Source organism: Candidatus Nitrospira nitrosa, assembly GCF_001458735.1.
GTDB lineage: Bacteria > Nitrospirota > Nitrospiria > Nitrospirales > Nitrospiraceae > Nitrospira_D > Nitrospira_D nitrosa.
The window spans coordinates 256,432-275,991 of sequence record NZ_CZQA01000001.1 but is presented as its reverse complement, the minus strand read 5'-3'; the positions used below and the strand labels follow the sequence as shown (position 1 = coordinate 275,991).

The 19,560-nt window shown below is 55.7% G+C and carries 17 protein-coding genes; 9 read left to right on the top strand and 8 right to left on the bottom strand.

Annotated features, from left to right (window positions below; translation table 11 throughout):
* Positions 1–19 precede the first annotated feature (19 nt).
* From COMA1_RS01335 to COMA1_RS01320, 4 genes are all read left to right on the top strand, one after another.
* Complete coding sequence (locus COMA1_RS01335) at positions 20–1,945, top strand: ATP-binding protein (protein ID WP_090742685.1); 1,926 nt, start codon at positions 20–22, stop codon at positions 1,943–1,945.
* Positions 1,946–2,046: 101 nt separating this feature from the next.
* On the top strand, positions 2,047–4,359 hold the full coding sequence (locus COMA1_RS01330; protein WP_090742683.1) for a PBP1A family penicillin-binding protein: 2,313 nt from the start codon (positions 2,047–2,049) through the stop codon (positions 4,357–4,359).
* A 100-nt stretch (positions 4,360–4,459) separates the two neighbouring features.
* Positions 4,460–4,903 (top strand): bactofilin family protein, encoded by a 444-nt coding sequence (locus COMA1_RS01325; protein WP_090742680.1) that lies wholly within the window; start codon positions 4,460–4,462, stop codon positions 4,901–4,903.
* 137 nt (positions 4,904–5,040) lie between these two features.
* A complete protein-coding gene (locus COMA1_RS01320; protein WP_090742677.1) occupies positions 5,041–6,138 on the top strand; it encodes an AI-2E family transporter in 1,098 nt (365 codons plus the stop codon).
* Positions 6,139–6,347: 209 nt separating this feature from the next.
* Here COMA1_RS01320 and COMA1_RS01315 read toward each other — a convergent pair whose 3' ends face one another.
* From COMA1_RS01315 to COMA1_RS01300, 4 genes are read right to left on the bottom strand one after another with little or no spacing between them, the layout of a single operon-like run.
* The gene (locus tag COMA1_RS01315) at positions 6,348–6,941 is read right to left on the bottom strand and encodes a Tll0287-like domain-containing protein (RefSeq protein ID WP_090742674.1); all 594 of its coding nucleotides are present in this window, start codon (positions 6,939–6,941) and stop codon (positions 6,348–6,350) included.
* Positions 6,890–9,373: an ATP-binding protein gene (locus COMA1_RS01310; protein ID WP_090742671.1), complete on the bottom strand. Its 2,484-nt coding sequence runs from the start codon at positions 9,371–9,373 to the stop codon at positions 6,890–6,892. Before COMA1_RS01310 ends, COMA1_RS01315 begins: the two co-directional genes overlap by 52 nt.
* A complete protein-coding gene (locus tag COMA1_RS01305) occupies positions 9,370–10,479 on the bottom strand; it encodes a sensor histidine kinase (protein WP_090742668.1) in 1,110 nt (369 codons plus the stop codon). Before COMA1_RS01305 ends, COMA1_RS01310 begins: the two co-directional genes overlap by 4 nt.
* Positions 10,480–10,508: 29 nt before the next feature.
* Complete coding sequence (locus COMA1_RS01300) at positions 10,509–10,943, bottom strand: response regulator (protein WP_090742665.1); 435 nt, start codon at positions 10,941–10,943, stop codon at positions 10,509–10,511.
* Positions 10,944–11,190: 247 nt separating this feature from the next.
* Between COMA1_RS01300 and COMA1_RS01295 the strand changes: the two genes are divergently transcribed.
* The 3 genes from COMA1_RS01295 (at position 11,191) to COMA1_RS01285 (ending at position 12,810) form a co-directional block, all read left to right on the top strand.
* On the top strand, positions 11,191–11,430 hold the full coding sequence (locus tag COMA1_RS01295) for a BolA/IbaG family iron-sulfur metabolism protein (RefSeq protein ID WP_090742662.1): 240 nt from the start codon (positions 11,191–11,193) through the stop codon (positions 11,428–11,430).
* Between the two features lie 6 nt (positions 11,431–11,436).
* Positions 11,437–11,763, top strand: coding sequence for a glutaredoxin family protein (locus COMA1_RS01290; RefSeq protein ID WP_245630793.1), 327 nt, complete (start codon positions 11,437–11,439; stop codon positions 11,761–11,763).
* A gap of 216 nt (positions 11,764–11,979) precedes the next feature.
* Positions 11,980–12,810, top strand: a complete 831-nt coding sequence (locus COMA1_RS01285; RefSeq protein ID WP_218055278.1) for a cyclase family protein — start codon at positions 11,980–11,982, stop codon at positions 12,808–12,810.
* Here COMA1_RS01285 and COMA1_RS01280 read toward each other — a convergent pair.
* A complete protein-coding gene (locus COMA1_RS01280; RefSeq protein WP_176697767.1) occupies positions 12,782–13,447 on the bottom strand; it encodes a DUF429 domain-containing protein in 666 nt (221 codons plus the stop codon). The two genes, COMA1_RS01285 and COMA1_RS01280, sit on opposite strands and share 29 nt — an antisense overlap.
* A gap of 353 nt (positions 13,448–13,800) precedes the next feature.
* Between COMA1_RS01280 and COMA1_RS01275 the strand changes: the two genes are divergently transcribed.
* Positions 13,801–14,574 (top strand): slipin family protein, encoded by a 774-nt coding sequence (locus COMA1_RS01275; protein ID WP_090742653.1) that lies wholly within the window; start codon positions 13,801–13,803, stop codon positions 14,572–14,574.
* 124 nt (positions 14,575–14,698) lie between these two features.
* Here COMA1_RS01275 and COMA1_RS01270 read toward each other — a convergent pair whose 3' ends face one another.
* The 3 genes from COMA1_RS01270 to metK all read right to left on the bottom strand — a co-directional run bounded on the left by COMA1_RS01270 (position 14,699) and on the right by metK (position 18,674).
* Positions 14,699–15,901: a PrnB family protein gene (locus COMA1_RS01270; RefSeq protein ID WP_090742651.1), complete on the bottom strand. Its 1,203-nt coding sequence runs from the start codon at positions 15,899–15,901 to the stop codon at positions 14,699–14,701.
* 243 nt (positions 15,902–16,144) lie between these two features.
* Positions 16,145–17,404 (bottom strand): adenosylhomocysteinase, encoded by a 1,260-nt coding sequence (ahcY, locus tag COMA1_RS01265; RefSeq protein WP_090742648.1) that lies wholly within the window; start codon positions 17,402–17,404, stop codon positions 16,145–16,147.
* 121 nt (positions 17,405–17,525) lie between these two features.
* Positions 17,526–18,674, bottom strand: a complete 1,149-nt coding sequence (metK, locus tag COMA1_RS01260; RefSeq protein ID WP_090742645.1) for a methionine adenosyltransferase — start codon at positions 18,672–18,674, stop codon at positions 17,526–17,528.
* Between the two features lie 328 nt (positions 18,675–19,002).
* Between metK and COMA1_RS01255 the strand changes: the two genes are divergently transcribed.
* Positions 19,003–19,560, top strand: a complete 558-nt coding sequence (locus COMA1_RS01255; RefSeq protein ID WP_090742642.1) for a peroxiredoxin family protein — start codon at positions 19,003–19,005, stop codon at positions 19,558–19,560.

Genomic DNA, 19,560 nt, shown 5'->3' with positions numbered 1-19,560 from the left:
GGCCGTCGACAAGAAGACTATGAATCGGTTTTTACCTATTCTGGTGATCAGCCTCTGTCTGGTCGGGATCACGATCGGTGCTCTGGCCATAGGAGCGGCACTGGTTGATCTGGACTCTGCTGAGCGGACCCACATCTTTGCGGCGCGAAAGACCCTTAGTGAATCACTGGCTATCGAGTATGCGATCCTTGCTGCTTCCAGCCAACAGTCGGCGCTGGAGAGTGCCGTGCGGGCGTTAGTGGCGCATGAATCAGAGATCCAGTCCATGGCCATTCAGGTAATGGGTGGCGAACGGCTGATTACCGTCGGCGATCACGATCGGTATTGGGTTGAACCGCCGGCGCGACAGTCAACCTTGACTCACATACAGGTTCCTATCCACCGGGCTTCCTCACCCTGGGCGACGTTGCAGATCTCCTTCAAACCAATCCATCGGTCTGTTGAGGAGACCTGGCTGACCGGTGCATGGCCTCGGTTTGTGGCCGTGGTTGCCGTGCTGATGTTCATCGGTACTCTCGCCCTCCTGGCGAGGACACTCCGACATGTGGACCCATCAGAGGTCATCCCTCCACGGGTGAAAGGCGCGCTCGATAGCCTCACCGACAGTGTGGTACTGGTGGACCGGTCAGGGGCTATCATCTTGGCCAATGAGGCATTTTGCCGATTGGTTCATCAATCGTTATCATCCATCCTGGGTCGTCCCCTCTCGCGGTTTGACTGGAAGCAGGACCCTGACGCGCCATCTTCCACACTGTCCGCATATCCATGGGAACGCGCCATCGAATGCAAGATGCTCCAGCAGGGGGTTCGGCTCGGGTTTCGTGTCCCAGCGGGCGGACTCCATACGCTGTCTGTGACCAGTATGCCAATTCTCGAGGAAGGGGACGTTGTGAGAGGCATCCTCGTTTCATGTCACGACGTGACGGATGTGGATGACGCCAAGGCGCAGCTGCGGGATGCCATTACCAAGCTTGAGCAATCACAATCCAAAGTGGTCGCACAAAATGAACAGTTGGAACAGGCGAATGACGCACTCACGCAGGAGGTCGAAGAGCGGAAACGGATTCAGACGGAACGGGAGGAGTTGAATCGCAAATTACTTGAACGTTCTCGGTCGGTAGGGATGGCTGATGTGGCATCAACCGTGCTGCACAATGTTGGGAACGTACTCAATAGCGTCAATATTTCCATCGATGTTGCCACGCGTGCCTTGAAGCGAGTCCCAATCGACGACATCGCCGTGCTTGCCTCGCTGTTGCAACAACATCGGCATGAGCTCGTGCATTACTTGTCCGAGGATGTGCAAGGGAAGCAGATTCCCTCCTACCTGACGATGCTGGCCGAATCGGTGACGGAGAATCACGCTCAGGTGGAGTCAGAACTCATCGGATTGAGTCGCAATGTCGACCATATCCGCCAGGTGGTCGACCGGCAGGTCCACCTGGCCAGATCAGCGCGAGCGATGTGGGAGCCGGTACGCTTTCAGAATATGATGGAGCAAGCCCTCGCCATCCACCGTCCGACGCTTGATCGACGAGGCTACGAGATTGTGGAGCGGTACGACAAGGACCTCGAAGGGTTCTGTGACCGGCATCAGGTTCTGCAGGTATTAGTCAACCTGGTCAGCAATGCCCAAAAGGCGATGGAAGCGCTACCGGACAAGCCTCACCGATTGACGCTCCAGGTTGGCGCCGCAACGGATCGTCCCGGTTTTGTTCGGTTTGAGATCATGGATACCGGTGTGGGGATCGCGGAAGCCCATCTCTCTCGCCTCTTTACCCAGGGGTTTACCACCAGATCCGATGGGCACGGCATTGGACTGCACAGTGCGATGCTTGCTGCCAAGAATCTTGGGGGGACACTTCAGGCCCGTAGTGACGGACCGGGACGAGGGGCTACCTTCGTGTTAGATCTGCCGGTCACTCCAATTGAGGTTCCGGTCTGACGATTCTGCAAAATGGCTATGGACGGCCTTTTCACAAACTGTCGCTCTTTTCTTCCAACGCCCTATTCCACTTCTCAGAGTCTGCAGGGTAAGCTGAGTGCATGGCATCTCGTGCTCGTTCTCGGCTCTATTCATTCGCGAAGCGGTTTGTTCTACTCATCCTCCTTCTCTTGGGCGGAGCTCTCGCTCTGTTAGGAGGCTATGGCGTCTTTCTTTCCGGCAGTTTGGCGCTGCCGAAGAGTGATGAACATCCTCCGCTCCTGATCTACGGGGCACCGTTTTCCCTCGCACCTGGCCTGCATCTTCAGGATGCAGGTTTGTTTGATCGTCTCCATCGTTTGGAATACCGGCGAGTCAATGGTCGTCCACGGGCGGCCGGTGAATATGTTGCGACCAATGAGGCCATCGACATCTTTCTCCATGCTCAAGAGGAAAGCCGGCTGCCGGCGCGTGTGGTCAGATTGACGCTGGCGGACGGGATTGTGACCGAGGTGCTCTCGGCATCCGATGGGCAACCGACTGCACTGGTTTCGCTTGAGCCGACGTTGATCAGCGGCATGCGCGGCGGAACCAGACAGGTTCGAGAATGGATTCCCTTGAACCGTGTGCCTCCCACGCTGATTCGTGCGCTCCTGGCGGTCGAAGATCGTCGATTCTTCTCCCATGTCGGCGTTGATCCTATTGCCGTTGGCCGTGCGCTCTGGACCAACCTGACGCACGGCGCCGTGGTGCAGGGGGGGAGTACTTTGACCCAGCAGCTTGCGAAGAACCTCTTTTACTCCCCGCAGCGCACGATGGGGCGAAAGATACGGGAAGTCGTGGCTGCTGTGGCGCTTGAGTTCAAGTACCGCAAGGAAGACATCCTCGAAAGTTATCTCAATGAAATTTACCTCGGCCAGGCGGGGCCGGTCTCCATTTACGGTGTGGGAGAGGCAGCCCACCGATATTTCGGCAAGACCGTGGAAAGCCTGTCGATCGAAGAGGTGGCATTGATCGTGGGGTTGGTGAAAGGGCCGAACGTCTATTCACCGGTCAAGAACATTGAGAATGCCACCAAACGGAGAAACGTGGTGCTTCGCCGACTCCGGGACGAGGGGCTGTTGACGGAGGACGCCTTGAAGCGTTCGCTGAATCGACCGGTGAAGGTCGTGCTGGCTCAAGATGTGCTCACAGATGCGCCGTATTTTGTCGACCATCTCCTTCGAGAAATCGAAGAAGGTATCAGGCAGGAAATTCCTGAGGGTGCCCGGGTCTACTCGACCCTCGATCCTCGAGCGCAGCAACTTGCCGCGCAGGCTCTACAACGGGGGTTGGCCAAACTTGAAAAAACGTATCCGTCGCTGGTCGATGGAGACTCGCCGCTTCAAGGTGCCGTCGTCGTATTGGATGTCAAGCATGGCCATGTGCTGGCGATGGTCGGTGGGCGGGACTATCGCACAAGCCAATTTAATCGGGCGGTGCAGGCCCGTCGATCCGCTGGGTCTCTGTTTAAACCGTTTGTCTATCTGGCCGGTTTTGAAGCGGCACGGGATCAAGGAGAGGCCGGGTTAACGGCCGCGACCTTATTGGCGGATGAACCATTGACGTTGGAATCAGGCACCGGGTCATGGTCGCCTCAGAATTACGATCGACAGTATCGAGGGCAGGTCTCCGCTCGAACGGCGCTGGAACAGTCGTTGAACGTTCCTGCCGTACGGACGGCTCACCGAACCGGCATTGCGCCGCTTACGAGCCTGCTCCAGGCATTCGGGATTGCGACACCGCTTGCGGACAATCTGTCCTTGGCCTTAGGAAGCTCCGCGGTTTCTCTGCTCCAGATTACGGCGGCCTATACGGGGCTCGCAAACGGAGGCGTCGTCGTCCATCCCGTGGCCCTTTCCAACCTCGTGAGGGACGGTGGGGAGACGATCTGGAGTCCGACGGTCGATCGGCGCCAAGCCGCCAGCCCCCAAGGCACCTTTTTGGTCACCTCATTGCTGAAAGGCGTGGTGGATCATGGGACGGCCGTCAAGGCCAGAGCCATGGGGGTGCAGGGGCCTGTTGCAGGGAAGACCGGAACGACGGATGGCTATCGGGATGCCTGGTTCATCGGCTATACACCTGATCTTGCGATCGGAGTCTGGGTGGGGTTCGACGACGAGCGTCCGATTAAACTGACCGGTGCACAAGCTGCTCTTCCGATTTGGAGTGAATTGGCCGTGCGACTGATTCCACGACAGCACGGCGACTTTGAGCCGCCTCCCGGGATTGTGGAGCGTCGGATCGATCCGCGAACCGGCCAGCTCGCGACGGCACAATGTCCCGAACAGAGAACGGAGTTCTTTATCGTGGGGACGGAGCCGACCGTCTACTGCGAAGTGCATGGAGGTGGGTTTCTTGAACAGCTGAAAGAGACATTTGGGGTCTCTCCTTAACCGGGGTGGACGTGCCTCGCTGAATTCCACAAACCGTTAGGTCTATCCATGGCCCTCAGGTACTCTTGTAGAGACGATTGGCCTGTATGGGGGAGGTCCCATGAAGAAGACCGGGTATGGAGACGACGGCAATATTACGCTGTTGGCGAAGGGGGTTGAGCTGAAGGGTGAAATCAGAGTCGACGGCACGGTACGTATCGATGGGCGATTGGAAGGTGATGTGCACACGAAAGGGGAGGTCATTGTCGGCGAGGACGGTGTGGTGAAAGGCGCGATCCATGCGGACTCCCTCGTCAGCAGTGGACGGATCAAAGCAACGGTGACCGCAACGGGGAAGGTGCAACTCCTCAAAACCGCAATTCTCATCGGTGAAGTGCATTGCCCCACGCTGCTGATGGAGGAGGGTGCCAAGTTTCAAGGGGTGAGTGATATGGGTGTCACCGGCTGGCCCGAAGAAGCTCAGCGGTTGCCCGGCAACGTTCGCGACATGAATGCGCATCGCAATAAACCGGTCGCATTAATCGGAAGAGAAGTCGATCTCTAGTCCAGCACTTCTTCTCGTGCTCCTTCCCCACGGCATCCGATAAGCCTGTTACTGTCAGCCTTCCAGCTCCTCTCGTGACAGACGCCCTCAGATCTGCTATTTACTCAGGACCTTTTCATGAGACTTCGGCATCTTCCATGACTCGACAGCAGATCTTTTCCGTGGTGTTCTTTTCGCTTCTGGTACTCCTGCTCTACCAGATTGGTTTGATGTTTAGGCCATTTGTCTTTTCCGCCTTGTGGGCCGGCTTGTTAGCGCATTGGGCGTTTCCTCTCCATCAGAGACTGACGCATCTATTTGCCGGAAAGGACGCGCTGTCCGCCGCGCTGCTGACCGTCGGCGCGTTGGGCATTGTAGTCGTGCCGTTGGTGGCGATGGGGGTGATGCTGGTCCGGGAAGCGAGCGGGGCTGAAGAAGCCATTCGGACCTGGATCTCAGCCGGCGGATTGCAGCGGTTGCCGGAACAGGTGGCGGCAATTCCGGTCATCGGCGGGTGGCTGAAGTCTGCGATGTCAGGTGCCGTTACCCCGTCGATTTCATTGGAGCAGTCCGTGATGACCGGGGTGAAGGAGCTCAGCCAATTGCTAGTCGGCGGGATGGGAGGATTGCTGAAGAATACCTTCGCACTCGTGGCCAATTTCTTCATGACGCTGCTGATTCTGTTCTTCCTCCTCAAGGATGGCCGGCAGTGGCTCTCTGTGCTCTACGACCTGATTCCGATGGAAGAGTCACATAAGTCAAAAATCCTGATTCGCTTGGATCAAACGATTCGGGCGGTCGTCAAAGGGATGCTGGTGACCGCTATCGTCCAGGGACTCCTGGCCGGAATGGCGTACCTTGCACTCGATGTCCCGTTTCCGATCGGACTGATGGCGTTAACCGTCGTGCTGGCACCGATTCCGTTTGGGGGGACCGGATTGGTTTGGGGACCGGTAGCACTCTATCTCTTCTGGATGGGGACGACTGGTAAGGCCCTCATCATGCTGGCCTGGGGAATCGGAGTCGTGTCGATGGTCGATCAATTTCTTCGGCCCTGGTTGATTGGCCAAGATGTGCAGATTCCGGTCTTGCCCCTTGTACTGAGCGTCCTTGGAGGTCTCGCTCTGTATGGCATCCTGGGCATCTTCATCGGACCGATTATGGTCAGTTTGTTGATGACGGCTGTCCAGATCTATCGTGAGGAATACCACCTCAAGCAGACCGCTATTCTCGTCGACCCGTCCACTCCTTCCTAACCCGCAGCATTCATGAACGCTTCTGCTGCAATCGCGAATTCACTGCTGCGACGAGCCTTCGGCAGGCAGGCTCGCCCCTCGCAACCTCGATATACTGTTTCACGTATGCTTCGGTTCCTCAGGGCTCCATGTGCTCGTCTCGCAACGCGACTACGCGATTTCACAATGAACCGTCACGAATAGTGTGGGCTAACGCTTTTCCCATTCTGCTACTCCAGTGGGATCGTAATCGCGATTCCGCCCATGACATCGTTCAGCTTGAAATCCTGTTTTGGACTGAGTGGGTGGCTATTGTGGCAGGCAACGCAGGCAGGCGACAGGGCACGATCTGCATAGATGGCCTGGAAGTACTGTTTCTTGCCGCTGGATACCACTCCGGTGACTGGTCGATCTGGCTGCCGTCGAAGGAGCTCCAGCGCGCTTCGTTCAAACTCTGTGGCCGGTGCATTGCGCTGATAGATTGGGGAGAATCCAATGAGCTTGTAGCGAATGCCGTAGCCGGCTTCGGCAACCAGTCGACCGGAATGTTGGAGGAATTGTGCCGGCAAGGGGAGTCCTTTGCCTTGCTCCCACTGTTCCGTCGCGGCCACAATCCCCTGTTCCTGCATTCGGTTGACGACGTGTGTGGTATAGAACGAACGGTCCGCTTCCAAGACCGCATGGATATAATCGGCGACTTTCTCCGGAGCAATACCGGCAGCCGTTGACCGCTCCTTGGCAGAAAGCAGTGCGCCCGCTCCCCAGAGTCCCCCTACGAGGAATGTGATGGCTGTGGTGCGGAGTGCGAAGCCGAAGTAGTCCATGGGTCTCCTTGCTGTAATGGTGTGGAACAAAGCGGCAAGGTGATCGAGCAGATGGTGCCTTCTCCTTCATGACTCTCAAGGCGGATGTCGCCACCACATTTGCGGATCAGGCGCCTTGCAACGGTGAGCCCGAGGCCTGATCCTTCGCCCTGCCCCTTTGTTGTGAAGAATGGATCGAAGACCTTCGAGAGGTGTTGTTTGGAGATGCCCGGACCGGAATCAGCGATCGTCGTGGTCACGGTCTTACCTGTTACGGCGGTGGTCAGCGTGAGTGTGCCACATCCGTTCATAGCCTGGACGGCATTGGTCACGAGGTTCACCAAGGCTTGTCGAAGCTGGTCCGGAAGGACGAGGACCGGTGTTGTGCCTGCATAGTGCTTGTGGGTCACGATGTTTTGCATTTCCAGCGTAGCCTGGGCTGTGGTTAGGGCTTGATCCACGATGTGCTCCATGGGGACCGAGATCGGTTTGTCGGACGTCTCACGGTCTATCACGCCGGTGAAGTCACGGATGATGGCGGCCATACGTCGGCCATGGGCCACAATGTCGTTGGCGTAGCTCTTGATCATTTCCATATCTTGTTCATCCTGCATGACCTCGCCTAAGCCGATGATACCGAACAAGGGATTGTTCAGCTCGTGGCCGATTCCAGCGGTGAGTACGCCAAGGCTTCCCGACTTTTCGGCCTGGACCAGCTGATCTTGTAGTCGACTCTCATCCGTCGTGTCCCGAAGCACCAGCCCAATGCTGTCTTCTCCTCCAGGTCTGGCCGGCAGACGAAACCATTGATACCGGTAGATGCGTGATCCGATCTGGAGTTGAGCACGATGCTTCGCCGAATCGTGATCGGTGTCCGGCATCAACGGATCCCGTGGCGCGGTCTCTGATGTACTCATGGCTGCGGTGAGCAGTGCGTTACCGTTCGCTCGGAACTCCGTTTGTAGCCGTTTCTGTTGTGCCTGGTCGAGGGAGAGAATTGAAAACAGTGACGAGCCTGGCACCGTCCCCTGCGATGGGAACGATTCGCGTCCAGCTTGATTGATATACTGCACGACTTCGTGCGCGTCGATCAGAAGAATAGGTGTCGGAACGGCATCCAGAATTTGGTCTGTCGACTGTTGAAGGACTCGGACTTCCTGGGTTTTCAATTCCACTTGGCTGGTGAGGCCGGCAAACGCGGCTTTCAACTGTGCATCCATGCGATTAAATTCATCGGCGAGATCTTCCAGCTCATCACCGGTATTGATCTGAATCGGTCGCTTGAGCTCGCCGCGTCCGATGGCCTGGGCTGCCTGCTGAAGCTGTCGGACAGGAGTGACGATGCGGCCGGCGGCGACATAGCCCAGTGAGGCCAGGAGTGTGATGGCCACCAGGCCGAACATCAGCACCCAACTGAACAGATGCTGAATCGGCGCGAAGAGCTCATCGGATGACTGCCAGACGAACGTGTGCCAGGATCCCTTCTCGATTGAGCCGTTGGTGGCTCGGCTGGTTTCCGGGAGTGGCGCAAAGCCGATGACGGACGTTTCATGCCCTCCATGGCCGTCGCTTGATGCTTGGACCCATCCGGAGTGATTTGGAGTGATGAGGGGCGTCAAGCTCGAATCGGACAGCGGAACGCCGGTCGGGAGAATAGGACAGCTGATGACGATGCCGTTGGTATCGATCAACATGACGTGACCGGTCTTCCCAAACCGAATGGTATGGGTCGAAGGGGAGAAGAATTCCTTGGCATCGATCACACGATGGAGCACGCCGACGGCGCCATGTCGGAGACTATCCATGATCGGCAGTGAGATGGTGAACACATAGACATTCACCCTCTCGTCAAAATGGAGGTCTTCGATGTAGAGCTTGCCGACACCCTTGTTGAAGGCGCCGCGCCACCAGCGAGCGTCCTGATGACGAAAAGCCGGGTGGTCGGTCATAGTTCCGACCAGTGTGCCTTGGGCGTCGGTCAGGAACAGCATCTTGGTCGAGGAGCGAACCACTTGAGGAAGCAACTGCCCCGGTGCGCTATGGACCCCGGAAAAGTAGTCTTGGAGCAGCGCACTGAGCGAGTTGTTCGTCAGGGACTTGACTGCAGTGTTCTCTCGGTTCATCCATCGCCGTTCCAAGTCCGTACTCGCTCTGGAGCTGCTAGGGGTGTCACGCCTGCGCTCAAGCTCTCGGATGATGGTGGGATCATTCGCGATTCGAGCGGTGTGCGCGATCTCTTCCACCACGAGCAGGTCGAGTTTTCGGGCCGCTTCGGTGGCTAAGGCTTCGAAGCTTTCCCCACTGACCTCTCGGATTTCTTGAGACCCCTGCCTGAACGCCATGCCCAGGCCAACGACGAGTGGGAGCAGCCCGACAAGCAGCATAGACACGATGATCTTGGTCTTGAGTCCCCATCTGGCGCCGGTTGGCGAAGAAGGTGAGGGGGCGTTCATGATGATCCCTCTCCCTGCGGGCTGGGTTCTCCAGGGAAGGTGAGTGTGAAGGTTGATCCACGTCCGACCTGGCTTTCCACGGTAATGGCTCCATGCATGTGATGGATGACATTCTTGATATTGTAGAGGCCCAAGCCAGTTCCCTTGCCGGGCGGCTTTGTCGTGAAGAAGGGATCAAAAATGCGGTTCAGCAGTTCCGGCGCAATGCCGCTGCCGGTGTCCGATACACGGACCTGTGTCCCTCCGTCTACCATCGCGGTTTCCAGGGTCAAGATCCCTTGGTGTTCCATCGCTTGGACCGCGTTGGTAATGAGATTGACGAACACATGGAGGAGCTGATCAGGGTTTCCCTTCGCAACTACGTCCGGTTGGTAGTGCTTGCGAATCTCAATGTCTTGGAGGGCGACGGCGTAGCGGGCGATCTTCAGGGCCTCATCGAGCTTACCGTTGACGCCGATGAGTCCATCTGGTCGAAGTGATGTACGGCGAGAATAGGACGTCAGGTCTCGACAAATCGCCGTCGTTCGTTTTACGGCTTCAATAATGTCGCCTGCTTGAAGGTGCACTGCGTCGAGGTCTGTTTCGTCGGTGAGGTTTTCCGCCAAGCCCAGAATGAGCTGGAGCGGATTATTGATGTCGTGGGCGATGCCGGCGGCAAACGAGCCGATTCCCGCAAGTTTCTCCGCATGGAGTAGCTCAGTTTGCAACGTCGTTTCATGCTGGATAAGCAACCAGAGCAGCCGCGACGTCTGGCCATTGACGATGTCGGTTCCTGGAGGCACCTGTTCTTGGAGCACTGACTCCATCGCGGGGTCACCAGTCACATCCATGACGAGACTGGGGTGTCGGTTTTTGGTCAGGCCCGATACCTGATCAAAGACCGGCACGTTGAGATCATGGGCTCGCCGGAGGCCGGGTGCCGTTGGATTCTTGTCGACGATACCGACGACCTCAATCGTGCCGATTTGATGGAGTACATCAAGGAGGGCCGTTCCCCCACGACCCGCTCCGATGATGGCGACTCTCATCAGAGGCAGCGGGGGAGCCTCTGCAGTCCCTTGAGACTCGGTTCGTGAGGGAGCAATGCTCGGTGAGAAGATCGTCATGTGTGATCCCCCGGCTGTGGCTCAGCTGATCAGAGATGGGCCAGTTCACGTTGCTCCATGGCTCGTGCAACGGAGGCCTTCAGTTTCTCCCCCTCGACTGGCTTCACCAGATAGTCCACCACGCCCTGACGGAGTAATGAGGTGGCCATGTCGGTGTCCGGGAATCCAGTCAACACAATCAACGGAACGCGAGGATAGTTCTGGCGGAAGTAGGCAATCGCTTCGATGCCGTTGACTTTGGGCATCCGGATGTCGCAGATGATGACATCGAGGAGCAGCCGATTCTCGCCGGAGTTGATGGCCTCAATGGCCTTTTCCCCATTCTCGGCTTCGAGAACATCATACCCGCCCTTTTGGAGCGTCATGCGAACGACCTTACGAATGTCGGGCTCGTCATCGACGACCAGTACTCGCCCATTGCAGCTCTCACCTCCAACGAAGAATCCTGACTTGAATTCGCTCATAGCAACCTCCTTGGTGAACAGCGGCGATTGGTTTCCGTCTATACACCCGATAGTCGCAAGGTCGGTGCCGAACTGTGAGAATTATGAAGGTGCATCTTTTCAATGCCTTGATTGTTTGGGATTGTGACCTCCTGTACGAAGTTGGCTGATATGCACCACCACCATGTTGAAAACCACCAGGTGAGGGACACATTGCCTTTCACCGCTGATTTGGGCTAGGGTATTAAAAACAGAGGAGTGGAGGCCGGTGATTACCCAAGATGTGCTGACCGACTACATTCGCAAGTCCTTGCCAGATGCGGTCGTGACCGTGACAGATCGTACGGGAACGATGAATCACCTCAAGGTGGTGATCGTTTCGGATGGGTTTCAGGGGAAAAATCTCTTGGACCGGCATCGTATGATCTATCAAGCATTAGATGCGCCGATGAAGGATGGGCGGATCCACGCCTTGGAACTGACGGCACGAACGAACGACGAAGCGTAGGAGGAGATGATGGCCGACCAGATGGACGAAGAAATTCAGAAGGAAGTGAAGGCCCATAAAATTTTAATCTATGGCAAGGGAACGAAGACGATGCCGATGTGTGGGTTCACCAGGGAAACCATGCAGTTTTTTGACAAGTATGGATATCCGTACGAATTGATCGATGTCCTGTCTCAGCCGGCAAAACGCGAAGCCCTCACGAAGATGACCAACTGGCCGACGCTCCCCAAGGTATTTATCGACGGCACCTTTTACGGCGATACCGACATTCTTGATCCGATGGCTGCCAAGGGCGAGATCGAGCCGCTGCTGAAAAAAGCATTTGGGAAGTAGGCAGGGGACATCCCTGCCAGTCTCGTGTTCCCCAACCGCGCACGCGGGAACAATCACAATCCACAATTATGGGCGGTGCTCGGTCGACGGGCATAGTGAGACCGCCAGGGACGCCCTGCTAGAGGAAGAACGAGAAGAGTGTGTCTTCGCTTCCGACAACCTCTTCGCGCAGCCGTTCCATCCAAGTCTTGGGGAGGAGCGACAAGGAAGAGTCTGATGTTAAGAAGGCTCACGCACATGACGAGCATGGTCATCGCAGAGCTGTGCTTCCTCTCAATCATTGGATGTGTCGCGAATCCTCAGCATGGTCAGTTCACTTGGGAGCAATCGCGGATTATCGATCTGACGCATTCATTCGGATCGGACACGATCGTCTGGCCGACGGAGGAGGATTTTAAGCTCATTGTACAGCATGCGGAACACACCTCGGCTGGGTACTACTACGCGTCAAACCGTATGGAGTTGCCTGAGCACGGAGGCACCCACATCGATGCACCGATCCACTTTGCGAAAGGGAAACAGACGCTGGACCAGATCCCGATCGATCGGATGGTCGGAGCGGCTGTCAAAATTGATGCCACTGGACTGTGTGCTCGTGATCGGGACTATCTTGTGGCCATCTCAGATTTTGAACGCTGGGAAGCAGGACACGGTCGCATTCCGAATGGTGCCATCGTGCTACTGAACACAGGCTACGCCAAGTTCTGGCCAAGCCGGAAGTATTATCTCGGAACGGAGTTGAGAGGTGAGGACGGGGTGCGAGCACTACATTTCCCAGGTTTACATCCCGAAGCTGCTATCTGGCTGGCGCGTGAACGGCACGTGAAGGCAGTGGGGATCGATACCGCCTCGATCGACTATGGCCAGTCGACCAAGTTCGAGACGCATGTTGCGCTGCTGTCTCACAATGTGCCGGTGTTTGAAAATCTGGACAATCTGGATGAGCTTCCTGGTCGTGGCTTCGATGTCATCGCGCTACCTATGAAAATTGCCGGCGGTACTGGCGGCCCGCTGCGGATCATTGCGGTGGTGTCCCCCTCACGCTAGTGTTCGATTCCGCCTTTTGACGCGATGATCTCTCTCGTGCCCCATCTATCGCTGGGATTAGAATTCCCCAGTCTCCACCAAGCATCCGCCCCTGACCTAAGAGAAACCACCGGCCTACAAGGGCCGCTGTCGCGGCGTCGAGTTCATCACTTGTTGCTGACTTCTTAAGCCCACGCAGACCCAGCCTTCTTAGGCCAGTCAGAAGACCAGACCGATCTCGGTGTTGGCGAGGAATATCCCACAGGTCTTGGGCAGCGCCGGGGTAGCACTCCACAGTCTGATAGCCCATGGTTGTGAGCTGTTGCTTCAGTGCCAAACCACGCTCTGTCAACATGCGCATGGGACCGAGTGTAATAGGGAAGAAACGAATACGGCGTCGGAGCAGCTCACGATCACAGTCACGCAGGTGTTCCCGTGAACGATCATGGACGGTCTTCCGTCCATTCGGCAGACTGAGTGGGGCATCAATCGGGACGAGCATAGGTTGAGCCTTTTTCACGAAATCGAGGATGTTGTCGTCGCTAAACGCCACACGTGTTTCAGCCTTAAGATCGCGTAGTACGCATACACCGGTCGGTCGCTTCGGCGACCCAGCGAGATCGATTCCTACTACAACTAGCGGTGTGCACTTAACCATCGGAGGCTCTGTTGTTGGTAGGATTGTAGAAGACCAACAAGTTGAGAGTTGCAGTCGGTGAGGCAACGAGGTCATTTTACAAATGAAGGGAGGGAAATGGAAGTTTCTTGCCCGCCGATAACGTCAGGTCTAGATTCTATTGTGGATGGAGGAGTCAAAGGCAGCCATTGTGACATCATCACTATGGCTTTGCGGCTTCTCCGAGGGTACGCCTTTGGGCGTGAAGGTTCAAAGCCTTCCTAGGTCTAGCTCAGGGAGTTGGCGGAAACGCAACAGCGCAATGGCTTTGAAGGTTAAAACCTCCGCCCTTGAACTGTGACTCCCTGAGTTGGGCTTCAAAATAACGAGGAATCATGGAAAACTTGTTCATAGCGAGTTTTGTGGTTGGTGGAATCCTGGTTCTCTTTCGGTATTGCTTACACCGAGCTACGATCTATGAATACGAGACCGGTCTCAAATATGCGCGAGGCCATTTTTCAGGCCTTCTGATGGCAGGACAGTATTGGTACTTTCCGTGGTGTACAACGATAACCAAGATAGATATTCGCCCACGTTCAATTTCGGTTCCAGGGCAAGAGGTTCTAAGCTCTGATAGCGTAGGCATCAAGATTAGCCTCGCTGTGCAGTTCCAAGTTGTAGACGCTGCTAAGGCAATAAATAAAAGTCAGGACTATCAAGCGGCTCTATATCAGGAGTTGCAGGTTGCGCTAAGAAGCATTGTGAGTTCAAAAACCATGGATGAAACTCTTGAGCAAAGGGGCCAGATGGGGGACACGCTGAAGAATATGGTTGAAATAAAATGCCAGGAGTTAGGGGTACAGCTTCAGTCTGTTAGCATCAAGGACATGATGTTTCCCGGTCCGTTAAAGGCAATATTCACTCAGGTTGTTAAAGCCAAGAAAGAGGGATTGGCTTCGCTTGAAAAAGCTCGAGGTGAAACAGCCGCCCTCAGAAGTCTTGCTAATGCTGCGCAGATGATTAAGGGGAATCCGGAATTGTTGCAACTCCGGGCGCTACAATCAGCTTCGAGTAGCAGCATAGTTGTGGGTGTACCGCAGCAGAGTGGAGTTATTCCTATTAGTGGGCAGACCTCAGGGCACAAAGATAATAGTCCTTCCAGCAGTTAAAGAAGAAAAGCCATTTTCCTTCAAACGGTAGAGTACACCTTTTCCTTTTTACTTCTCGCAGCGAGCTAAAAGATGTGAAAACTGGAAGTGGCTGAAGGACTGCGGTCCATCCGGTTGCGTGCGCCTACGCCCCGATGGTCTGTTTTGTTTCGTCCAGGTGCTTCTGTAGATATGTCATGAAGGGAGTGCCGCCGGTGCCTACTGCCGTAGGGTTGGTCGCACTGGTCTGGTGCTGGCGGTGGATGTAGCTGTCGGCGTAGCCGATATGGATTTCACGGAACTGCGCCAGTAGGTCAACGCAAGCACAGTAGGCGGACCAAATTTGAGGATTGCGTTGTTTGTGGTCATGGACATAGGCAGACAGGAGGGCCTGCCCTCTCCTGCCAGTTTGACTCTCCAGAGCATGAATAAGCGCACGATGGCGGGGTGGCATATACTCCCGCATTTCTTGGAGGTATACCGTCAATGGGTCAGGCGCATGGTGGATGCCCAGGCCTGCGTCTAAGCACGGCACGATTGAACTTTGTGCCCCGGTCTCACCACGAAACTGCTGTGGCTGTTGCGCGTAGGCCTCGACCTTGTCATAGATGAGGCCGTTGGGGAGTGACGGGCTGTTCTTCCAGCCATGGATGTAGGGCCTCACACGAGTGTAATACACATAGGGATCGCATCGCTCTTTCATGCGGAGCAGCGTATCTCGCATGGCGGCTTGCGCGGATGCTAAGGCTTGCAAACCCAGCAGCACCTCATCTTCCTTCCCTGTCGCAGCCCCGTTGATCGCCCGCAGCAATCCTTCCAGGCCAGGTCCTGCCTGGTACTCAATCTGGATGTGGACGACGACGAACCACTCCTCATCCAACCCACCGAGAAAGTTTTGCCGCAGCACGATGTTGTCGAGCTGAATGGGTTGTGCCCGATCAAGCCGTCGCCAGTTATCCAGTGCATAGGAGGCGTAAGAAAGCACTGGTGGACGACAGTTCTTCTGGGCTAGCTCGTACCAGGGCTGTGCAAGTTGGGCGGGGAGCTTGGCAGCCGGCTGTCCCGGTGTTTCCCACACATAGGCATGGCCGGCAAAGGAGAGGATACGCATTGCGGTGCGATAGTCATCCTCACCCCAATTCGATGGGATGGATGACAGGAACGACGGCTCTTCATCGACAAATCGCCGGACTTGGCGAGCGCTTAACAGCTTGGGAAGCTCGTGACTTAGGTGGTTCAGCGTTGGACAGTCGGGCAGCGATTCACAAGGATCCGACGGGAGGAAACCCCGTTCAGACGAAATTCCAAAATCCGCAAGTGACAACGGCTGGAACTCGTGGGAGTTCATAGAGCCCTCTTCGCCCTCACTTTACCACTCCATAATTAGATTGCAACCGTAGCCGGTTCAGGATGATTGGATTGAGAGTAGCGTAGGTTTTCTTGGAGAAGGAGAGGAGGGTAACCGAAAATTAAAAGGCCGCCTCAGTTGAGGCGGCCTTTCTTTTCTCTCTCTTCTTGATGGTGCAGTGTGGGTGCTCCCTACTGCGCGCATTGACCGAGCATGGAGAGTGCCCTCTCCGCGTCATGCTTTCTAGGTTCCCATCTCCCATGATGCCAGATATTTTTTCTGCTCTGTTGTCAGTGTATCGATGGCGACTCCCATGCCCGCCAGTTTGAGTCGGGCTATTTCCTTGTCGATCACTTCGGGAACCGGATAGACTTTCTTCTCGAGCTGTTTGTAATTTTTGACGAGATATTCCGCGCCGAGCGCTTGGTTGGCGAAGCTCATATCCATCACGCTGGAAGGATGGCCTTCAGCGGTGGCCAGGTTGACGAGTCGGCCCTCGCCGAGCAAGCTGACGCGGTGCCCGTTTTTCTTGAGGGTGAACTCTTCCACGCCGGTGCGAACCACCCGGCGCTTACCGGCCATTTTTTCGAGAGCCGGGATATCGAGTTCGACGTTGAAGTGTCCGCTGTTGCAGACGATGGCACCATCCTTCATGGCGGCGAAATGTTCGCCTCGGATGACATGGATGTTGCCGGTGACGGTGACGAAGAAATCGCCGACCGGGGCAGCTAATTCCATCGGCATCACGCGGAAGCCATCCATGACGGCTTCCAGGCCTTTCAACGGATCAATCTCAGTCACGATGACATCGGCCCCCATGCCCTTGGCGCGCATCGCGATGCCGCGTCCACACCAGCCATAGCCGACCACGACTACCACAGAGCCGCAGACCAAGCGGTTTGTCGCCCGGATGATGCCATCCATGGTGGATTGGCCTGTGCCGTACCGATTGTCGAACATGTGCTTCGTATCGGCATCGTTGACGGAGATCACAGGGAATTTCAGCACTTTCTTCTCCGCCATGCTCCGTAAGCGAATGACTCCGGTGGTGGTCTCTTCCGTTCCACCGATGACGTTCTTCAAGAGTTCTTTCCGTTTGGAATGGAGGTGCGAGACCACATCGGCCCCGTCGTCCATGGTGACGTGTGGGCGATGGGCAATGGCCGACTCAATGTGACGATAGTACGTGGGGTTGTCTTCGCCCTTGATGGCAAAGGTCGGAATCCCTTCATGCTGCACCAAGGCTGCCGCCACGTCGTCTTGTGTGCTCAATGGATTTGAGGCGCAGAGGCGGACATCAGCCCCACCAGCCTTCAGCGTAATGGCCAGGTTCGCCGTTTCAGTCGTGACGTGTAAGCAGGCGGTCACACGAACGCCCTTTAATGGCTGCTGTTTCTTGAACCGCTTACGAATCAGCCGTAAGACGGGCATCGTGGCTTCGGCCCATTCGATCTTCAATTTGCCTTGATCCGCCAGCTTGATATCTTTCACATCATAATCCACGGAGATCCTCCTTCTGAAAGTTGTCGGTCGTGATTTGGTGGGGTATCGCTTGCCGTCATGACAAGGGGGACGGGTAACCACCCCGTCCCCCTTAGCGTTGACGTGATAAGGCTCACGAAGCTTAGAGCCCGGCGTCCTTGCTCAGGACCTTGGCCTTGTCGGTCTTCTCCCAGGTAAACTCCGGCTCGTTGCGGCCGAAGTGTCCATAAGCCGCCGTCTTTTTGAAAATGGGCCGTCGAAGCTTGAGATGATCAATGATGCCACGTGGCGTCATGGGGAAGTGCTTGCGCACGAGTTTGTCGAGCTTATCAACCGATACCTTTTCCGTGCCCTTGGTATCGACCAGCACGGAGACAGGGTCGGCGACGCCGATGGCATAGGCCAGTTGCACTTCACACTTGCCGGCTAACCCGGCAGCGACAAGGTTCTTGGCGATATAGCGCGCCATATAGGACGCGGACCGATCGACCTTTGTTGGATCTTTCCCGGAGAAGGCTCCACCGCCATGGCTGCCATGGCCGCCGTAGGTATCGACGATGATCTTACGCCCGGTGAGACCGGTGTCACCCATGGGGCCGCCGACGACGAATCGACCAGTCGGGTTGATGTGATGCTTCACACCGGTCGGGTCATACAGGCCCTTCGGCATGACCGGCTTGATCACCTTTTCCATGATGTCCCGTTCAATTTGCTTCGTGGTCACTTCGGGACTGTGTTGTGTGGAAACGACGATCGTATCAATCCGTACAGGCTTGCCGTTTTTGTACTCGACCGTGACTTGGGATTTCCCGTCTGGTCGTACCCATTTGAGAATGTTTTTCTTGCGCACTTCGGCGAGACGCTTGGTCAAACGGTGAGCCAAGACGATCGGCATCGGCATAAGTTCAGAGGTTTCGTTGGTGGCGTACCCGAACATCAATCCTTGATCGCCGGCTCCGCCGGAGTCCACGCCCATCGCAATGTCACCAGATTGTTGGTGAATCGCGGTGAGAACGGAACAGGTATGATAGTCGAATCCCCAGGAGGCATCGCAATAGCCGACGTCTTTGATGACTTCCCGGATAATATCCGGGATTTCAACGTAGGCCTTGGTTGAGATTTCTCCCGCCACCAGCGCGATACCCGTGGTGAGGATTGTCTCGCAGGCTACGCGGGAGTATTTATCCTGAGCGATAATGGCATCCAAGATGCCGTCTGAGATTTGATCGGCAATTTTATCAGGATGTCCTTCAGTCACTGATTCCGAGGTAAAGAGAAAATTATCTCGCATAGGCCCCTCGTGGGTTGAGGTTATAGAAATCCAACGTCGGTCTGTCTACGGAGTCTGGTAATGTGAGAAAATAGTGGCGAGTGACAAGCCACGAACATGCGAAACAGATTCTAGAGGAAATCGCTTGGCTTTGTCCATCATTTCATGTGGTTTATTCAGGAGAAAAGGCAAGCCTCGTTTACTTGACTCAGGATTTTAGGGACTTGTAACATAACCTGAGTATGGAGGGAACATCGTGAGCTGGGTGTTGGTGAATGTATCACCATGTACATTACGATCTCGCTCTTGCGAAGGTGAATCTCTCAGCATTGTGCTCTGAGTGTTGAATATGAAGTTGATTCGAAAGATCTCGATTCTTCCGGTGCTGCTCGCAGTCGGTGGGCTGGTTGCAGCATCTGTTGTTGAGGCTCAACCGCCGCAGTCGGTCAAACAGTTGGCTGTTGCCCGCGGAGTCGTCCAAGTAGGGGATGAGGCTCCGAATTTTATATTGCGGGATCTTGCCGGGAATGCCATGAGTCTCTCGCAGCTCAGGGGAAAGGTCGTGCTGCTGAATTTTTGGGCGACCTGGTGTGGACCCTGTCGTGTCGAGATGCCGGCGATGGAACAACTCTATCGCACCTTGCCACGAGGTGAGTTCGAAATTTTGGCCGTGTCGACGGATGCCCAGGGAGCAACGGTCACGCGGCCTTTCCAGAAACGGATGGGCTTTACGTTCCCGATTCTTCATGACTCGGAGTATCGGGTTGGGCTGGCCTATGGTGCCCGAACGATCCCCGTCACGTTTATGGTCGATCGCCAGGGCGTCGTGCGACAGAAAATCTTTGGCGCCCGAGATTGGGACTCACCAGAGGCCCGTGACTTAATTCAGGCTCTGATGAAGTCTTAG